This is a genomic window from Cryobacterium roopkundense (assembly GCF_014200405.1).
GTDB lineage: Bacteria > Actinomycetota > Actinomycetes > Actinomycetales > Microbacteriaceae > Cryobacterium > Cryobacterium roopkundense.
Genome location: NZ_JACHBQ010000001.1, coordinates 1,161,545 through 1,179,966 on the forward strand (window position 1 = coordinate 1,161,545; position 18,422 = coordinate 1,179,966).

15 protein-coding genes are annotated in these 18,422 nt (G+C 63.9%); 7 read left to right on the forward strand and 8 right to left on the reverse strand.

Features of this window, described 5'->3' with window-relative positions; all coding sequences use genetic code 11:
• The first annotated feature begins 161 nt into the window (after positions 1-161).
• The 4 genes from istA (at position 162) to BJ997_RS05475 (ending at position 4,163) form a co-directional block, all read left to right on the forward strand.
• Entirely contained in the window at positions 162-1,751 is a 1,590-nt protein-coding gene (istA, locus tag BJ997_RS05460) for an IS21 family transposase (protein WP_244962573.1), read from the forward strand.
• A complete protein-coding gene (locus tag BJ997_RS05465; RefSeq protein WP_035840905.1) occupies positions 1,751-2,518 on the forward strand; it encodes an ATP-binding protein in 768 nt (255 codons plus the stop codon). Before istA ends, BJ997_RS05465 begins: the two co-directional genes overlap by 1 nt.
• Before the next feature lie 80 nt (positions 2,519-2,598).
• The gene (locus BJ997_RS05470; RefSeq protein WP_338080938.1) at positions 2,599-3,339 is read left to right on the forward strand and encodes an SDR family oxidoreductase; all 741 of its coding nucleotides are present in this window, start codon (positions 2,599-2,601) and stop codon (positions 3,337-3,339) included.
• A gap of 65 nt (positions 3,340-3,404) precedes the next feature.
• Positions 3,405-4,163 carry a glucose 1-dehydrogenase gene (locus tag BJ997_RS05475; protein WP_035839973.1) on the forward strand — a complete coding sequence of 253 codons (759 nt, stop codon included), beginning with the start codon at positions 3,405-3,407 and terminating at the stop codon, positions 4,161-4,163.
• A 295-nt stretch (positions 4,164-4,458) separates the two neighbouring features.
• On the opposite strand, the gene BJ997_RS05480 is transcribed toward BJ997_RS05475, so the two are convergent.
• Positions 4,459-5,880 carry an AAA-type ATPase lid domain-containing protein gene (locus BJ997_RS05480; protein WP_035839970.1) on the reverse strand — a complete coding sequence of 474 codons (1,422 nt, stop codon included), beginning with the start codon at positions 5,878-5,880 and terminating at the stop codon, positions 4,459-4,461.
• Positions 5,881-6,088: 208 nt separating this feature from the next.
• Between BJ997_RS05480 and BJ997_RS05485 the strand changes: the two genes are divergently transcribed.
• From BJ997_RS05485 to BJ997_RS05495, 3 genes are read left to right on the forward strand one after another with little or no spacing between them, the layout of a single operon-like run.
• The gene (locus BJ997_RS05485) at positions 6,089-7,132 is read left to right on the forward strand and encodes an amidohydrolase family protein (RefSeq protein WP_035839967.1); all 1,044 of its coding nucleotides are present in this window, start codon (positions 6,089-6,091) and stop codon (positions 7,130-7,132) included.
• A complete protein-coding gene (locus BJ997_RS05490; RefSeq protein ID WP_084141742.1) occupies positions 7,132-7,956 on the forward strand; it encodes an iron-sulfur cluster assembly protein in 825 nt (274 codons plus the stop codon). Before BJ997_RS05485 ends, BJ997_RS05490 begins: the two co-directional genes overlap by 1 nt.
• Positions 7,953-8,987 carry an NAD(P)-dependent alcohol dehydrogenase gene (locus tag BJ997_RS05495; protein ID WP_201771755.1) on the forward strand — a complete coding sequence of 345 codons (1,035 nt, stop codon included), beginning with the start codon at positions 7,953-7,955 and terminating at the stop codon, positions 8,985-8,987. The genes BJ997_RS05490 and BJ997_RS05495 overlap by 4 nt, the downstream gene beginning before the upstream one ends.
• A gap of 597 nt (positions 8,988-9,584) precedes the next feature.
• On the opposite strand, the gene BJ997_RS05500 is transcribed toward BJ997_RS05495, so the two are convergent.
• The 7 genes from BJ997_RS05500 to BJ997_RS05530 all read right to left on the reverse strand — a co-directional run bounded on the left by BJ997_RS05500 (position 9,585) and on the right by BJ997_RS05530 (position 18,360).
• Positions 9,585-10,499, reverse strand: coding sequence for a hypothetical protein (locus BJ997_RS05500; protein WP_152602348.1), 915 nt, complete (start codon positions 10,497-10,499; stop codon positions 9,585-9,587).
• Positions 10,500-11,885: 1,386 nt separating this feature from the next.
• Positions 11,886-13,370, reverse strand: coding sequence for an aldehyde dehydrogenase family protein (locus BJ997_RS05505; protein WP_183323279.1), 1,485 nt, complete (start codon positions 13,368-13,370; stop codon positions 11,886-11,888).
• Positions 13,370-14,014, reverse strand: coding sequence for an HD domain-containing protein (locus BJ997_RS05510; protein ID WP_035837985.1), 645 nt, complete (start codon positions 14,012-14,014; stop codon positions 13,370-13,372). Before BJ997_RS05510 ends, BJ997_RS05505 begins: the two co-directional genes overlap by 1 nt.
• 5 nt (positions 14,015-14,019) lie before the next feature.
• Positions 14,020-15,312, reverse strand: coding sequence for an NAD(P)/FAD-dependent oxidoreductase (locus tag BJ997_RS05515; protein WP_035837983.1), 1,293 nt, complete (start codon positions 15,310-15,312; stop codon positions 14,020-14,022).
• A gap of 2 nt (positions 15,313-15,314) precedes the next feature.
• Positions 15,315-15,626, reverse strand: coding sequence for a 2Fe-2S iron-sulfur cluster-binding protein (locus BJ997_RS05520; RefSeq protein ID WP_035837981.1), 312 nt, complete (start codon positions 15,624-15,626; stop codon positions 15,315-15,317).
• Between the two features lie 9 nt (positions 15,627-15,635).
• Positions 15,636-16,442 (reverse strand): SDR family NAD(P)-dependent oxidoreductase, encoded by an 807-nt coding sequence (locus BJ997_RS05525; RefSeq protein ID WP_035837979.1) that lies wholly within the window; start codon positions 16,440-16,442, stop codon positions 15,636-15,638.
• Positions 16,435-18,360, reverse strand: coding sequence for a PEP-utilizing enzyme (locus tag BJ997_RS05530; RefSeq protein ID WP_183323281.1), 1,926 nt, complete (start codon positions 18,358-18,360; stop codon positions 16,435-16,437). Before BJ997_RS05530 ends, BJ997_RS05525 begins: the two co-directional genes overlap by 8 nt.
• Between the last annotated feature and the right edge of the window lie 62 nt (positions 18,361-18,422).

Genomic DNA, 18,422 nt, shown 5'->3' on the forward strand with positions numbered 1-18,422 from the left:
CACAACTGCTCCGGTTTGTGGCGAGTAGCGCTTGTAGGTAGCGGTAGTCCAGCGACTCGGTAGCAGGATTCCGGGAACACGGTAGCGCTGGCGCTAATGAACTGCTGGGCTGTGGAAGGACAACGCGCAAGGCGTTGTCGTTCCATTGTTAAGGGCGGGTCATGGCGGATTATCGGAAAATATTGGGGTTGTTGCTCGAGGGGCGGAGCTACCGCGAAGTCGTAGAGATCGCTGGGTGCTCGCATCGCGACGTCGCCCGGGTCCGGCAAGAGGTCCAGGAACGAGGTGTCACCTCGGCGGTCGCGGTCAGCGACGCCGAGCTGACGGAATGGTTCCCCGACGGGCGCCGGAAAGTGTCGGCGGAGTATGACCAGCCCGACTTGTCTCGGGTTCTGGCATCAATGAAGGCGAACCGGCACTTCACGTTGCTGCTGGCGTGGCGTCGGTACGTCGACGCCAAGGACGCCGGGAAAAAGTACGGGTACTCGCAGTTCTGCGCCCTGTTCACCGGCTACCTCCGCACCCACGATCTCGTCGCGGTGCTGCGCCATGAGCCGGGTCGGGCGATGCTGGTCGACTGGGCCGGCGACACGATGGACATCGTTGACACGATCACCGGCGAGGTGGTCCGAGCGATCTTGTTCGTCGCGGTGTTGCCGTTTTCAGGGCTTCTGTTCTGCCGAGCTTACGCGGATATGAAGTCCCCGGCGTGGCTCGATGCGCACGTTCGAGCGTTCGCATTCTTCGGCGGCGTGACGCAGATCGTCGTGCCGGACAACCCGACGACCTCCACTCACCAGACACATAAGGGCGATGCGGAGCGGGTCGTCAACGCGAGGTATCAGCAGCTCGCGGATCACTACCAGACCGCGATTGTCCCGGCCCGAGTGAAGAAACCCCGCGATAAGGCGGCTGCGGAGAACGCGGTGAACGTGGTCAACAAACGAGTCATCGGCTACCTCGAGGACGACGTCTTCACGACGCTGAGCGAGTTGAATACGGCGATCGAAGAGCGCGTGCGTGAGATCAACCATGACATCCGCCGCGCCGACGACACGACCAGGTGGGAACGCTTCGACATGGAGGAGCGCGAGTTGCTCGGCCCTTTGCCCGATGCCGGGTTCGAGGATGTGCAGTGGAAGGAGCTGAAGGTGGCCCGGAATTACCACGTCACCGCGGACACGCAACGGTATTCCGTGCCCTTCGGGTTGGCGGGCAAGCTGCTGCGGGTTCGGCTGACGTCGTCCCTGGTGACGGTCTTCGACGGGCACGAGAGCATCTGCGAACATCCTCGGCTGACGGGGAGGAAAGGCCAGTACTCGACTCTTCCGGACCACGTCCCGCCGCAGCACCGCGATATCGACGGGTTGTGGTCAAGGCGGTGGTTCATCGACCGGGCGCGCAGCGTTGGGCCGGCCACCGTCACGGTGATCGAGCACATCCTCGACAGCCAGGTGATCGAGGCGCAGGGCTACCTGGCCTGCCAGAACATCCTCGACGGGCTCGGTAAGAACAACCGGGAACGGCTGGAGGCGGCCTGCCAGGCACTCGTGAACCGAGGCACCCATCCGACGTATTCGACGCTGAAACGGTTGATGGCGGCGATCGATAGTGACGCGAAGAAGCCCCGGCCGGTGACCCCGGCAGCCTCGACAGGCAAACGCAGCAACACGGTCGTGTTCCGCGACACCATCTCGGACGTTTACGTCCGCGATGCCTCCCACTACGCAGGCGACGAGGAGGGGAAGTGATGTTCACCAGCATCGATTACGACAAGTTCCGGGCCCTGCGCGTGACCCACGTCGCGACGCGCCTGGAGGAACTCATCCAAGACGAAGGCAACGACACCCTCACCCCCGAGCAGCTGTTCCTGACCGCGGTCGACGACGCGTTGGAGTCCCGTCGTATCAACAAGGTCGACAAGCTCATCCGCCAAGCTGCTTTCCCGATCCCGGGGGCCACGGTCGCGGAGGTCGACTACCGCGACGGGCGCGGGATCACCCCAGTCAGAATGCGACGCTATGCCGCCCATGACTGGCGCTCCGATGCGACGAACCTCCTCATTATTTCGCCCACCGGAGGCGGGAAGACCTACCTCGCCTGCGCGCTGGCCATCGGCGCCTGCCAGAGTGAGCACTCCGTTCTCTACTTCCGGATGGACGACCTCGCCCGAAGGCTTGTCATCGCCCGCGGCGACGGAATCGCCCATCAGAAGCTGTTGAACGAGCTCTCCAACATCGACCTGCTCATCATCGACGACTTCCTCACAGTCGGCATCGACAGCGACGCCGCCAGCGACTTGTTCGCGATCCTCGCGAACAGGGAACACCGACTACCCACGATGATCGCCTCGCAGACCGGGCCAAAGCACTGGGTCGCCGAGCTGCCCGACCGGGTCGCCGCGGACTCGATCGTGAACCGCCTCGCCAACAACGCCCGGATCATCAACCTCGGCCAGATTGACATGCGCCGGCACCGCAACGACCAAGCCCGCGCCCACGAGACCTACTGGGAGTGACCGAAGCGGCCCGGGCGCAAAACCCGGGCCGCTACCGGCTCTTCAGAACTGCGCTACCAGGTGCCTGGACTACCGCTACCATCAAGCGCCACTCGCCAGGGGCAGCTCGGGGCATGGGCGCGGAGCATGCACGCCTCTTCATCGAGGAAGGCGCGCGGATTGTCATCGGCGACATCCTTGACGCTGAGGGGCAGGCGCTGTCTGTCGAACTGGGAGAAAATGTTGTCTACGTTCATCTGGACGTGACGAAACCGGGCGACTGGATCCACGCTGTCGACACGGCCGTCCAGCGCTTCGGCGGCCTGGATATCCTCGTGAACAACGCGGGCATCGCAGAGTTCGCGCCCATCGCGGAGACGTCCATGGCCTTGTGGGATCGAACCCTCGCGGTGAATCTCACGGGCCCGTTCCGCGGAGTCATGGCCGCCCTGTCCGAACTGAAGAAATCGGGACGTGCGTCCATTATCAACCTGTCCTCGACGGCAGGCTTTGTCGGTTACGAAGGGCTCAGCGTTTACAACGCCTCCAAATTCGGGGTCCGCGGACTGACGAAATCCATGGCCCTAGACCTGGCGAAGCACGGTATCCGCGTGAACTCCGTGCATCCTGGCGTCATCAAGACTCCGCTGTCGGCGGGCCTCAGTGAGAGCCCCAGCCATGTCGCCATGCGCCGCATGGGCGAGCCACGAGAGGTGTCCTATCTGGTGCTCTTTCTTGCCAGCGATGAAGCTTCGTTCTGCACGGGCGCTGAATACCTTGCGGACGGCGGGGAAATCGCCGGCCTAGCCAACAACGCCATCTTGTCGCGCCACACCGTCTGACACCCGCACGCCCGTGCGCCCAAGCGAGACAAATTCGAAAACACGAATGTTGAAGGAGCAGAACCATGGCACGTTTAGCGGGAAAAGTAGCACTGATCAGTGGAGCCGCTCAGGGAATGGGCGCGGCACATGCGCGCACCATGATTCGGGAAGGCGCCCGCGTTGTCATCGGAGACATCGGAGATGCCCAGGGTCAAGCGCTCGCCGAAGAGCTCGGAGACAATGCCAGATACGTTCATTTGGACGTCACCGAGTCTGAGGACTGGGACCGGGCCGTTGCGGTCGCAGTTGGGAGCTTCGGGGGTCTGGACATTCTGGTGAACAACGCTGGAATCGCGGAATTCGTGAGCCTGGAGGACACGACCATGGAGCTCTGGGACAGGACGCTTGCCATCAACCTCGCCGGCGCTTTTCGAGGGATTCAGGCGGCCCTGCCCGCGCTGAAGCAATCCGAGCACGCATCCATCATCAACATCTCTTCGATCGCCGGATTCGTCGGGTTTGAGGGGTTGGGTGTCTATAACGCTTCGAAGTTCGCCCTGCGCGGGCTGACCAAGTCGGTGGCCCTTGACCTTGCGGACGATGGTATTCGAGTGAACTCGGTGCACCCCGGCGGGGTGAGAACTCCGATGACGGTTGGGCTGAGTGCGAACCCGAGCAACACGGCTATGCATCGCCTGGGTGAGCCTGAAGAAGTGTCGAACCTCGTTCTCTTCCTTGCCAGCGATGAATCCTCATTCTGTACGGGAGCTGAGTACCTCGCGGATGGTGGCGAAGCAGCGGGCCTTTCTAACCTGATACCGCTGTCGCGTGTCGTGGTTTAATCCGGCCAGATAGTCACAGGACCTGCCGGCTGGACGGCCCGCGGCAGAGTCGATGCGTGCCGCTCATCTCCGATCCGGTCACCGCAGCCGCGGTGATGCGGATCTGAATGGCGATCACGGAGGTGATTCCGGGCACCACGGCTGGGAGTGCCGAGGTGCCCGCAATCCGTGCAGGGACGGCCTTGAGCTGTTTTCCGGGCGTAGCAATGGCGCGACACTGGGGCGTCGAGCGCGACGAATGCGACGAGAGATACCGCGTTTGAGGATAGCGTTGCCTCGCATTGGGAAACGTCGGTCAGTCGCGGCGGGGAAGTTGGATTCCGTACTGCGCCAGTTTGCGGTACACCGTGGCGCGGCTCATTCCCAGCTCGGCCGCCGCACTTTCTGAGGTCGCGCCGGGTCTATTTAGCACGCGCACGATCTCGTCGCGCTCGAACGCCTTGATGCGCGAAAGGTGCTCGCTGCGGGACAGCATCTCGGGCGGAAGGTGACGCACATCGACCACGTCGGTGCGACTCGCGGCCTCTCTCACAGTCTGAGCGAGTTCCTCGACGTTTCCCGGCCAGGCGTAGTCGGTAAGCGCCCGCGACGCGGAAGTCGTGAAATCGACCTCGCGGCGGCGCGCCCTCCAGGCGAGATGGTTGGCGAGGGGCATGATATCCGCCGCCCGTTCACGCAGCGGCGGCACTTGCACGACGGTCTCGACAAGGCCGCGCAACGGCAGCGGGATGGCGTCAAAATGCTCCGCGGACACTGGGCAGGCAGTCGCGTCGGAAGTACGCTCGCCGACCAGCATTGTCCGCAAGCGCTCGGCAGCGGGAGAGGAAAGATCATCAACGTCGCAGAGTACGAACCCGGTGTTGGGACGGCTAAGCTCGGGCGTCCAGACCGAGAACCACGAATCCGTGTCGCGCGGCGCTGGGGAACGTACAGCAAACAGCCGGTCGTGAGGATGCACCTGCCGAACCGCTTGTGCCAACAACGTAGCTCGTCCCGAACCTCGCTCGCCCACAGCTGCAACCATACGACCCGCGGTGAGGGCTTCGACGGTGCGGGTGACGGCCTTGTTCCAGACATCCGACAGATCACGCAGCGGAGCGTTCTCCGACTGCTCTCGCAGACCCTCGATGCGAAAGACCTGGCCGCGTGTTACCCGGCGGGGGTTGCGTCCCTGCGATCGAGCAAGCATGAGGTTCGCGGTCGATGTTGCAGCCGTCTGCGCCAACGCGAGCAGCAGGTCAGACGCTTTCTCCGACCAAGTCGTCAGGTTCACCGCGCCTTCGAGTCGACCGCTCACAGGGTCGAAAACCGGGGCAGCCGCACAGGTGTAGAGCCGCAAGCTCAGGGTGTAGTGATCCTCCGCCCGCACGAGGGTCGGCACTCGATCGGCGAGAGCGAGACCGAGGCCATTGGTGCCCGCCTGCCGTTCTGAGTACGAGAACCCCGGCGCCAAGTGCACATCGTCGAGTGCGTGCAATAGCTGGCGGTCTCCGCTGAATCGATTGAGCACGAGTCCGTCGGCATCGGTGAGCATGAGTCCGACAGGTTCGGACGAAAGCGTGTCGTGCAAATCCGTCAGGACCTCACGCCCACACTCGACGAACAGCGACTCGTCGTCGTAAGTGCCTGAGAACGTGGGCTGGACGTCTTCGAGGGAGACACCGTAATTTTCGCTGCGTTGCCATGAAGCCAGCAGGCGTGGGGAGATCGTCCGCATCGGCGCACTGTTCAAGAATGCACGGGAAGGCAAGTCGTGAGCGTCCATCGGCACCTTTGCGTTAGTCGGTCAAGATCAGCCTAGGTGTTCCGAGCACTGTGTTATGCGCACCAATCTCAGAATGAGACGCCACCGCCGCTCCGCTGGGGCGGGCGTCCCCTAACTTGGAAGGAATAATCGAATCCCCGCATGCAGCAAAGGAGCAGGTATGTATCAGAAGGATGGCGAGAGCTACTTTATTGTCGACGCCCATGTGGCGCTCTGGGACGCGCGCCCTGAGAATCAGCGCAACATTCACGGCAAGCAGTTCATCGACTGCTTCTACGACTACCACGCCAACCTGTCCCCAGTATCGGAGAAGTGGCCCTACGAGGAATACCTCTATCAGGGTGGCGAGCGTTTCATAAAGGATATTTTCACCGACGGCTACGTCGACCACGCCATTTTCCAGCCTGCCCACCTCGGCGAGTTTTACAACACGGGCTTCGGGCAGACCGAAGAAGCGTTCGCACTCACCCAGGCGAACCCTGGGCGGCTCACCTACAACCACAATTTCGACCCACGCAACGGCGAGGCTGGCCTCGACCAGCTGCGCGCCGACGCTGAGCGCTTCAACTTGAAGGGTGTCAAGCTCTACACCGCCGAGTGGCACGGCGACTCCCGGGGCTACAAGCTCAACGACCCCTGGACCTACCGGTACTTCGAGTTGTGCCGCGAGCTGGGAATCCGCAACATTCATGTGCACAAGGGGCCGACAATCCGCCCACTTGATCGAGATGCCTTCGACGTGGCCGATGTCGACCACGCAGCGACCGACTTTACCGACCTCAACTTCATCGTCGAGCACGTGGGCCTGCCCCGCCTCGAAGATTTCTGCTGGATAGCTACGCAGGAACCCAATGTTCACGGAGGGCTTGCGGTAGCGATGCCGTTCATTCACACGCGCCCGCGCTACTTCGCCCAGATCATGGGGGAGTTGCTCTATTGGATTGGGGAAGACCGCATCCAGTTCTCCTCCGACTATGCGATCTGGACCCCGCGCTGGCTCATCGAAGCCTTCGTGGACTTTCAGATCCCAGAGGACATGACGGAGTACGCACCCATCACGATCGAGCAGAAGCGCAAGATCCTCGGCCTTAACGCGGCGAAGATGTACGACATTCCGGTGCCGGTCGAACTTCAGCTTCCTAACGCCGATGAGACGGCGACAGGGCCGCGCCAGCCCGAACGTGCCGATCTGGCTCCAGTGTGATGGCCGCCACAACGCTGCCGGCCACGCTGGCGGCCACTCTGCACGGAGTGGCAGAGGTACCGGGGCCGCTCACGGAGGGCCGCGTGCTGAGGGCCTTGGATTCAGTCATCGACCCGGAGCTCGATGAACCTATCACCGACCTTGGATTCGTGCGCTCGGTGACGCTGACGGGTTCGAGCGTCGAGGTTCACCTGCGTCTGCCCACGTCATTCTGCGCACCGAACTTCGCCTATCTGATGGCGTCAGACGCCAAGGACGCCCTCACCGCACTCCCAAATGTCGGAGTCGTGACCGTCGAACTCGACGACCACCATGACTCCGACATCATCAACAGCGGACTGGTGGCGGACGCCGGCTATAAAGGAACGTTCCTCCACGAGGCAGAGAATGATCTCGACGAGTTGCGGGCCACATTTCAGCGTAAGGCCCACACCGCAGCGATGGAGCGCTCGCTCACCGAGTTCCTCCGTGCTCGGCCTGAACTGGCCGAGACGGCGCTCGCAAACGTGGTGTTGGGCGATCTGCCCGACGACTCGGCAAAGGCTGCCCTGCTGAGGCGCCGGGTGACGATCGGCCTAAGTACCGTCGACTCCGCATCGGTGCTCGTCGACGAGAGGGGATCGCCATACCCCGCGGTATTAGCTGCCCTCGCCCTGCGCCGGGCTCGATCGACTCGTATCTCGATCGACGGCAACGCTCATTTCTGCCGGGGCTTGCTCGCAACTCGGTATCCGGGCTCCGAGGTCGACCTAATGCCCAAGGCAGAGCAGAGTTACTTCCCCTTATCCTCAATCATTCGCACGCACAAAAGGAAAATTGCATGAGCACCATGAGAGCCGTTCAGGTCGTTGATTACCATCAAAAACTCGTCATGACCGAGGTTCCAAAACCTACGATCACCGGTCCGTTCGACGTGATTGTAAGGATCGGAGGCGCAGGGGTGTGCCGCACGGACCTGCACATCCTCGAGGGGCAATGGGAACAGAAGTCGGGAGTCACCCTCCCGTACACGATCGGTCACGAGAACGCCGGCTGGGTCGATGAGATCGGCGGTGCCGTGACGAATGTGGCTGTCGGCGACAAAGTGATCGTGCATCCGATCATCACCTGCGGGTTTTGCCGTGCGTGCCGATCCGGTGACGACGTACATTGCACCGAGAGCGCCTTTCCGGGGATCGACACCCACGGCGGCTACGCCGAATACCTGAAGACCTCGGCTCGCAGCATCGTGCGTATCGCTGACACCCTCGAACCGGCGGATGTTGCCGCGCTCGCAGACGCGGGCCTCACTGCTTATCATGCAGCGGCCAAGGCAGCCCGCCACCTGCGCCCCGCTGATCGCTGCGTCATTATTGGTGCGGGCGGGCTCGGGCATATCGGAATTCAGGTGCTGAAAGCTCTCACGGCCTCGGAGCTGATCGTCGTCGACCGCAATCCGGCTGCCATCGAACTCGCTATGTCGCTTGGCGCCGATCACGGCGTGATCGCCGACGGTTCACACGTCGACCGAGTTCTTGAGCTGACTGGTGGCGCAGGAGCTGAGGCTGTTCTGGACTTCGTCGGCGAGGGCGGGTCGACAGCCGAGGGTATTCGAATGTTGCGCCAAGCCGGCGACTACTACGTCGTAGGCTACGGCGAGAATATCGACGTTCCCACGATCGACATCATTTCGAGCGAGATTAACTTCATCGGCAACCTCGTGGGTAGCTATACCGATCTCACCGAGTTGATGGTGCTTGCCGCACGAGGCCAGGTCACACTGCACACGACGTCCTACGCCCTCGACGACTTCCAGCAAGCGGTCGACGACCTTGGGTCCGGGCTCGTTCGCGGGCGCGCCATTCTCATCCCCTGAAACCAGCTGCGTCGCACCAGACGCGGCTGCTCACAATTCTCGTGTTTTGTTGTGAGGGAATCGCCATCGGCCATCGCTCGCTAGGCTGCCCGTTCCAGGGGAACACCCGGTAAAGGAGTCTCTACAAGTGCTCGGCAAAGGCGTCCGCCCAGAGGGTGGTCTGTTGCCGAAATGGTGGAACGGCCAGGTCGGATTTGGTTTTCCGACATGACCGAAAGCGCTCGACGTCCTAGTAATCGATCGTCTTTATGCCCACCATTTACCTACCTAAATCAACCGTGATCGACCAGGACTGTCCGGCTAAGATCGGAGGTAGTGAACCGCTTGGTTTGCTGCAAAGACATGGGAACCCGTGAGGTTCCGAGACATTCGGTGTCGACCATAACTGCTCCGGTTTGGCAGGGGGCCGCAGGTTCAAATCCTGTCAGCCCGACAAAAGTCCTGATAAACCTAGGTTTATCAGGACTCTTTTCGTTTAGAAACACGTGTCGTCACCATTTACCCACCGTTTGCGCATCGCATATGAGCCCGAATCCCGGAATCTTCATTGCATCTCGGTGAGAGGCCAGTGCTCGCGGAGTCGTATGTATCTCTCCCTTACGATTTCAGTGAGATGGCCTTCGGGGCCGCGCGCGATTCTTTCGCATTCGCTATCTCTTTGGCTCGGGCGCTCGCGAGTGCTCTATTCGCGCGTGCTTCGGTCATGGCAATCTGCGCTTTGGGCGCCCAGAGGCTCCCCAAAGGGGCTTCTCCGCTCTGGTTGGCCGTCGTGTCGTAGGCCGCTCGGTAGGTGCGGGGCGGGTGTCCGTTGTGTGCATCCAGGAAGGCGCGGATATCGCTGGCGTAATCGGTGGCCGTGTCCACGCGCATACTGGCCAGCCGCATCAGCACCAGAACCTGGTTCAACCGGGCCCGGTTCCGGAACATGAATGCTCGTGTCTGGAGCATCTGCCGGATCTCCCGCAGGGGTTGTTCGACGGCACCGTTGGAGGAGACCGGTGGGATCTGTGCTCGCCGTTCAGTCTGCCGCCGCATCCAAGTCATGTTCTTGGCCATCCACCCGTTCGTCAGCAACAGCGTTGGTCGGCTGATGACCTCGGCCTCGAACGCATCCCACTGCTCCCGGGAGGTGAAGGCCCCGTGGAAAACCTGCCGCAGACGGTCGTCAGCGGCGACCTTGTCGCTCTTGAACGCTGCGCGAACCCGTTCGGTGAGGTGGTGCTCGCAGTAGTGAACCAGATCCATCGCTGCCCAATCTCCCCAGTGAGAAATGATGCCCGCGATGATCGCCCTGTCCTGATCACAGACGATTGAGTCAGGTTTTCCGGGCAGTGAGCCAAGGAATTCCGCCCACGCGGCGCCGTCGCCGACCGGGGCAGCTTCGACCTTCCAGAGCCGGCCATTCTTGCCGTCCTTGTCATACCCAAAGGCAGCCAAAATGCAGTAGAGGGCGAGGCTCTTGCCCGTCAGGGGATCGGTCCAGAAGAAGGTCGACGAGTCGAGCACGAGCACCGACGGCCACTGAGTCACAAGGTGTCTGGCAGCGACCGCGGGCACAACGTCGGCCATCCAATCCGCGACGGTCTGCCCATTGATCACCTCCCGGCGTGCGCCCGTCTTGCCGATGTTCCCTCGAGCCCGAACCCGTTTCGCAGCGTCGGTATAGGTCTGGCCACGGCCGATATCCACAAGCGCCCCAGCGATCTCACGCACCAAGTACTCGCCCTGGGCCGGCGCCACTGGGCCCTCGTGAGAGGCGATGTGGTTCTCGCACTCCACACAAGTCGAATCCGCCGCGATCGTCCTGCTCATCGCCCCCAGGAACCGGTGATAAGACCCATCCGGAAGCACACACCGCCACCGCTGCTTCGCGCGGCCGCCCATGCGCTGAATTCCATCACGGACGATGCGGGAGGATTTATGGCCACGTGGACATTTCCCAGCGTCACTGCTCATGGCGAGCCATATCGATCACGAAATCAGGGTAGGCCTATCTCACTGAAATCGTAAGGGGGATGTATCCCTGGGTAGGGTTTTGTTTATGCTGATCAGGGAAGTTTCTGCGTTTGTGCGTGGAGCTGTTGGGCCTGGCCCACGGATTTGATTGAGAGTCGCCGGGTCGCAGGATCAAATCCCGGGAAATCTCTTTGGTCAGGGATTCCATTGCGTCAGCTCTCGGTCACAGGTCACGATTATCACGATCGCCCGAAGCTGACGAACCGGAGCGTGGGCTGGCAGCGCGAGTTGCACCAGCTTCGAGCGTCTCGAGGAGGCTCTGCTTCCTCAGCAACCTGGACGCCCAAGGCTAGAGAAGTTCGTGAGTCTTTGCGTTTGTGGGCGCCAGCGTTATTGACGTTTGGGGCCACGGGGTGATATTGCCAGGAGCGCAAATACTCATACTTTTGCTGGTGCGTGGCGAAGGTGGTCTGAGGGGGCGTTCGTGGAGACTTCTTGATCCGCACGACGGACAACACCGCAGCGGTGGGGACAGCAGTGGGGACAGCAGTGGTTGCTATGGCCGTTGGTATCCCCGTGATGGTCATGCGTGTTCGTCCTTCGAACGGCGGTTCGTGAGGTGATCGCTGCTGCCCTATTTTTCCGTTCCGATCACTCGAAATCAGTGAACGACCATACTCGCCGGCAGAAGTACATCCAGCGTCTTTCCCAATACCTGCCGTATCGCGGCGCTATGCTGCGTCGCTCGGCCCACTTGCTGGTGCGGATCACGTTTACTATGACGGGCGCCGGGGTATCCGCCGCCAGCAGTGGCCGATATCACGCGCCAATGGGCAGACCAACCACCACCCAGGCATTCCGGGAACATGCCCGCATGCAGTAGCTCGGCCGTCATGACCCTCACAAAGGCCGCCACCGCAGTAGCGCAGCCGGGAATTCGGGTCAGCGGATGCGTCTGTGCACCGACTGCACGCTGAGGTACGCGCGCAGACCCTCCGGTCCGAATTCTGCGCCGAGGCCCGAGTCGTGGCGGCCCGCGAACGGCGCGGCGTGGTTGGACGCGAAGAACCCGAGGCCGACCGAGCCGGTATCGAGCCGCGGCGCGAGGGCGAACGCGGCGTCGGGGTCTTCCGAGAAGATCGTGCCGCCGAGGCCGAACGGCGTGTTGTTGGCAATCTCCACCGCGTCGTCAAGCGAGGAGTACCGCATGATCGACAGCACCGGGCCGAAGATCTCTTCCTGCGCGATGCGCATGCCGGGGGTGACGCCCGCGAACACGGTCGGTTTCACGTAGAAACCCCGGTCAAAGCCGGAAGGCACGTCACCGCCGGTCGTAGCGCGGGCGCCTTCGGCGATACCGCTCCGAATGTACTCGCGCACAACCTGCTCCTGGGCCCGGGTGGCCGAAGGCCCGAACACCGTCGCCGGGTCCATCGGGTCGCCCTGCGGCGCCGCGGCAATGGTCGCGGTGACCATGTTGACAAGCTCGTCGTACCGGTCCGCTGGCGCGAGGATGCGTGTCGAGATGTAGCAGGTCTGCCCGGTATTGCGCATGCAGCTGCGAATCAGCACCTTCGACATAGCCTCGAGGTCGACATCGGGCAGCACCAGGGCCGACGACTTACCGCCGAGCTCGAGGGTCACCGGGCGCAGCAGCGTGCCGCAGGACGCGGCGATCGAGCGGCCGACCGGCGTCGACCCGGTGAAGGCGACCTTGCTGATGCCCGGGTGCTTCACGAGGGCGTCGCCGAAGCTGCCGGGCCCGGTCACGAGGTTGATGACCCCGGCCGGAATTCCGGCGGCGACCGCGGCATCGAGAATGAGTCGCACCGACAGCGGCGTCGGCGACGCCGGCTTGATGACGACCGTGCAGCCCGCCATCAGTGCTGGGGCCAGCTTGGCCACGACCAGGTTGATCGGAAAGTTCCACGGGGCGATCAGCGCGCAGACCCCGACCGGGTCGAGGCGCACCACGGTTTCGGCCGAACCGTCAGGGAACGGGCGAATGTCGGGAGTCTCGAGCAGGGGAGCGAGCGAGGCGAAGTAGCGAAAGATCGAGGCCGCGTTCGCCGCCGCCTTCGAGGTCTCCGAAACCGGCGATCCGTTCTCCCAGGTATTTGTGTGCGAGATGGCTTCGGCCCGTGTTTCGACCTCGGCTGCCAGTCGCATAAGCAGGCGGGCTCGCTCTGCGGGGGCCACGTCGCGCCATCCGCTGTCGCCGCTGTTGGAACCCGTGAAGGCACGACGGGCCGCGACCACGGCCGCGTCGAGGTCGGCGATTGATGCCTGCGGCACCGAACCCCATACCTCCCCTGTCGCCGGGTTGGTCACCTCTGTGCGCCCCGGTCCCGTGGAGCGCCGCCAGATGCCATCGATGAAGTGGTCGTCGGTGTGCGTGTACGGCAGAGTCGCGTGCAGCAGGCCCATCAGAGCACGCCGATGCGCAGCAGCGATTCGGAGCGTTCCAGCTCGCACACGGCCATATCGAGGCCGGCGGCGGTGATCAGTTCCGGCAGAATGTCGGTGCGCAGCCGAGAGCAGTATGACGAGGGCGTCTGCCCGAACCAGCCGGAGGCGAGGGCGATTCCGGCCGTCGTGAAGCGCCACAGCCGATCGGAATCGCGCACGAGGGAGTCCTCGATCGAATAGGACTCCGCCCGGGTGTCGTGGCCGTCGATGATGTCGGTCACCCGGACTACGAACTTCTCGCTGTAGCCGAGGGCTGGCAGCACCTCGCGGGCGATGTCGCAGCCCCTGGCTTCGTGTTGGTAGCGGATGTCGGCCTGCCGCCAGTTGGCACCGAACCCCTCCGAGATGATCTTGGTCTCGTCGACGCGGGCCCAGCCGGTGTCGTGCAGCAGAATGGCAACCCGCACCACGAGGGCGTCGGCCTCGGGGTAGACGAGGCAGAGCCGCTCGGCAAAGGCGAACGAGATGGGGATGTGGATGTCGTTGCCCCGGGTGCGCATCTCGGTGACCACGGCGCGCCAGAGCGGGTCGAGGTCGGTCAGCAGCGTGTCGGCCTGTCTGATCGGGGAGGTGTCGACGGCGTGGACGGTATGTAGTGTCATGGTCTTTACTTTCCGGCCAGCGCGGGAGCCGCGGACACGAGCTTCTTGAGCGGGATGGTCACGTCGCCGGCCAGGTCGGCTGGCACGTTCTGGCCGTGGTTCAGAGCGCCGCGCACGGCAATGAAATCCAGGGGCTTGTTGATGCAGTCCGCCGCGATGAGTTGGCCGGCGCGGTAGTACAGCACCGAGAACTTCTCGCTGTCGGGTTCGCCGCGCAGCACGATCTGGTCGTGCCCGCCGCTGAGGCCGGCGATCTGCAGCTTCAGGTCGGCCTGGTCGCTCCAGAACCACGGCACCGTGGAGTATTCGGCGGGCAGCCCCAGCAGAGTCGCGGCAGCGACCTTGCCCTGTTCGATCGCGTTCTGCACGCTCTCGAGGCGCAGCCGGGCCACGCCGCCGGGCGTGATCGACGGGTTGGGCAGGTTGGCACAGTCGCCGGCAGCGACCGTGAACCCGTCGGAGCAGAGGGCGCTGCCGTCGACGACGATGCCGTTATCGATGGCGAGCCCGAGCTGTTCGGCCAGCTCGGTGCGCGGAATCACGCCGACCCCGATCAGCACGACGTCGGCCGGTACGACGGTTCCGTCGCCGAGTTCAACCCCGGTGACCCGGTCGTGCTCGCCGAGAAACCGCACGACCTGGGCGTTCAGCACCACGCGGGTGCCGCGGCGCCGGTGCGCCTGCAGGTAGAACTCGCTTGTCTGCTCGCTGACGGCGCGACCGACGAGGCGAGGGGCGGCCTCCAGTACGGTGACCGTGAGGCCGGCGACGCGAGCCCCGGCGGCGACCTCGAGGCCGATGAAACCGCCTCCGACGACGACCAGCTTGCGGGCGCTTCCGAGCGCCTGTTCGAGCTGCGTGGCATCCGTCGCCGTGCGCAGGTAGCCGACGCCCTCGAGTTCTGAGCCGTCGAACGGAATCTGGCGCGGCACGGCCCCGGTCGTCAGGGCGAGCCGGGCGAAGTCGAAGCGGCGGCCGGATTCGGCCACGGCTGTGCCGCCGGAACCGTCGCGGCTGATGCTGACAATACGTTCGCGGGTGACGAGTTCGATGTTGTGCTCGCGGTAGAAGTCGTGGGTGCGAAAGGTCAGGGAATCGGCCGTGATCTCGCCCTTCAGAAACGCCTTCGAGAGCGGCGGCCGCTGGTACGGCGCGTGCGGCTCCTCGCCGACGAGCACGATCGGGTCGGTGTCTCCGAGCTCGCGCAGCGAACACGCGAGCTGCACGCCGGCCTGGCAGTTGCCGATGATGAGGGTTCCGAGTGACGCGTGGCGAGCGGATGCGGCAGTGTCGGTCATCTCTACACCTGCGTTTCCGGTGTGGCCACGCGAATGTCGGCGTCGCCTAGCTTCAGCTGGCAGGAGAGCCGCGAGTTTTCTTCACGATCGATGGCGGTGCCGTCGAGCATGTCGTCTTCGAGGTCTTCCATCGCGGGGAACACGCTGCCGGCGCAGACGAAGACGTGACAGGTGGCGCACGAGAGGCTGCCACCGCACTCGGCGACGATGCCCGGCACGCCGTTACGCACGGCCGTCTCCATGACGGAGTCGCCGGCGAATCCCGCGACGGCGGTTTCTCTGCCGGTGGCGGAGATGTAGGTTACAGACGGCATTTTTTCTCCTTACAGAAACTGTCGGCCACCGTCGACCACGAGGGTCTGGCCGGTGATGTATCGGGAGCCGGGGCCGGCCAAAAACAGGGCCGCCCCAACGATGTCGTCGGGTTCGCTGGCCCGTTTGATGGAGCCTCGCTCCACGCCGTACTCGGCGGCGCCCTCAATGAGGCCGTAGCTGGCCTCGGTGAGGGTGAAGCCGGGCGCGATCGCGTTCACGGTCACGTCGCGCACGCCGAGCTCCTTGGCGAGTACCCGGGTCAGGGCGATCACCCCGCCCTTCGAGGCCACATAGTGCGCCCACTGGGCGGAGCCGCTGAGTACGGTCGCGCTGGACAGGTTGATGATCGCGGCGCCGGGCGCGAGGTAGGGGGAGCAGGCCCGCGTGACGAGCCAAGGGCCCTTGAGGTTGACGGCCATCACGCGGTCCCACTCGTCCACGTCGATGTCTTCGAAAGGGGAGCGGGTGATGGTCGCGTAGATCGCGGCATTGTTGATGATGACGTCGATCTGGCCGGTGCTGCCCGCCGCACCGGTGTAGCCCGAGAAAGCGGCGGCATCCGCTGCCAGCTGTGTCACCGAATCGAGCGCGGTGACGTTGGCGTGGAGGGCGAGGGCAGTGCCGCCGGCGGCCTCGACGAGGGCCACGGTCTGCTGTGCGCCCTCGAGGTTGGTGTCGGCGACGACCACTCGGTCGCCCTGGCCCGCGAAGCCCAGCGCAAAGGCACGGCCCAGCCCGCCGGCGGCGCCGGTGATCAGCACCGTTCTGGCGGTGTTCTGCCCATGAGCGGGCTGGTCCGTGCGCGGATCAGGCATGGCTGCCTTCGAAGACGGTGCCGTCGAGGGCCTCGAAGCCGGCTGGCTCGAGGGCGTCCTCAAGCTGGCTGGCCGCGTCGCCGGCTAGGGTGAGGTCGTGAGTGTGCCCCTCGACGATCGTGACGGTGCCGTTGTTGCCGTCGACGCGCAGCCACTGGCCAGTCGTGATCTGCGCCGAGGCGGTGCCGGTTCCAGTGACGGCCGGCATGCCATATTCGCGGCAGACGATGGCCGCGTGGCTCATCATGCCGCCGATGTCGGTGACGGTGGCGCGAATCTTGCCGAAGATCGGTCCCCACGACGGGGCCGTGACGGGGGCGACGAGGATATCGCCCTCCTGCACTTCGGAGAGCTGGTCGGAGCTGCTGATGACTCGGGCCGGTCCTTCGGCCACGCCGCTCGAGGCCGCCATTCCGCGAAACTCGCCCTCCGGCGCGTCGGAGTCGCCGAGCCAGTTCTTGATCTGGTCGCTCGTGATGCCCCAGAGCATGAGGGTGAAGGGTTCGGTGATCACGGCCGGCGGGGTATTGAGGGCAGGCTGCGGGCGCTGCTGCTGCAGGGCGTCCACGATCGCTCGGCGGCGTTCGACCTCGTCGGGCCAGTAGTCCGGCCCGATCGCAGGGGCGCCGACAGCCCAGCCGGTGACGTAGTCGAAGAGCGCCTCGCGCACCTCGTCGCGGCGCAAAAAGAACATGCCGTCGGCCTCGGCCCAGAAGCCCTGCTGCTGCAGCATGGCCGACAGTTCGCGGGCCTTGCGCCAGAAGACGCCCATGGTCCAGTGCTCGATGTAGAAGTTGTGGTTCTCCACGTAGGGGTAGACCTGGCGGGCCAGGCCGAGCTTGCCCTCGAAGGCGGCGAGCTGTTCGGGGCTGAGGAGCTCCGAGTACTCTTCGGTGATGCGGTCGCGTTCGGCGACGAGCTCGGCGACCGGGCGGTCGATGACCTGGCCGGCCTGCAGGCGGCCGATGTAGTCGCGAATGTAGCCGAGCGGCAGTTCGAGGTGGTCGATCCAGTACTTGTCGTGGGCGTAGAAGCCGTTGCCGACGGTGAAGTTGAACCAGGGGTCCTTCGCCTCGTTCCAGGCGGCGATCCATTCGGCGCCAGCGGATGCCGCGGCCAGGCCTACAAGGGTCGCTTCCGGGTTCTCGGTATCACCGAACAGGCCGGTGAGGCCGAGCTCAACGGCGAGTTTGGCGAGCTTCTTGAGTTCGTCGTCGGGCCGGAAGAGCTCCATGTCGACGCCCTGCACCATTTTGGCAACGGCCTGGTCGGGAATGCCGGGAAAGACCTCCTTGCAGAAGCTGAAGAAGTCGAGGTAGGCGACGTAGCCGAGGTTGAGAAACTCGAAGTGGTACTGCCAGGCGCGGTAGGTCAGCGCGATGAGCTCGTCATAGCGGGCGAGCAGATCGTTGTTCGGGCCGGTGCCCTTGCCGCTTGTGACGTCGTCGATGTCGACCCGGTCGGGCAGCGCCTCGAATGAGAGGGCACCGAGCTCGTCGATCGTGCCGCGGATCTTGCCCTGCCACTGCTCGAGCAGGGTCTCCCAATTCTGAAAGTAGTGGCCGGCGCGGGCCATGAACTCGGGCACGCGCGGGGCGATCTCGGCTTCGGGCACGCCGACCGGCGACATGAAGACGTAGCCGTTGTGGATGCGGAATTCGATGCCGTTGGCCGGCGGAATGAGCAGGTGGCGGGTGTTGTACTGGCCGAGGCAGCTGACGGCGAACTCGAAGCCGATGGTCTCGAAGGGCTTGGTCACGGTCGGCCAGTGCTGGCTGTCGCAGAACCAGAACTTGCCTTGCTCAACCTCGCGGCGGTTCTCCTGAAACACCAAGTTGTACGCGTACAGATCTTTCCAGCCTTCGGCGCCGGCGGCGGGGGCCTGGTCGTAGGGGCTGGGAAATGACTTCTCTGTCATTGGTAAACCATTCTCGAAGTGGTGCGTCGGGGTAAGCGGAGAGGGAGCAGACGAGCGGATGG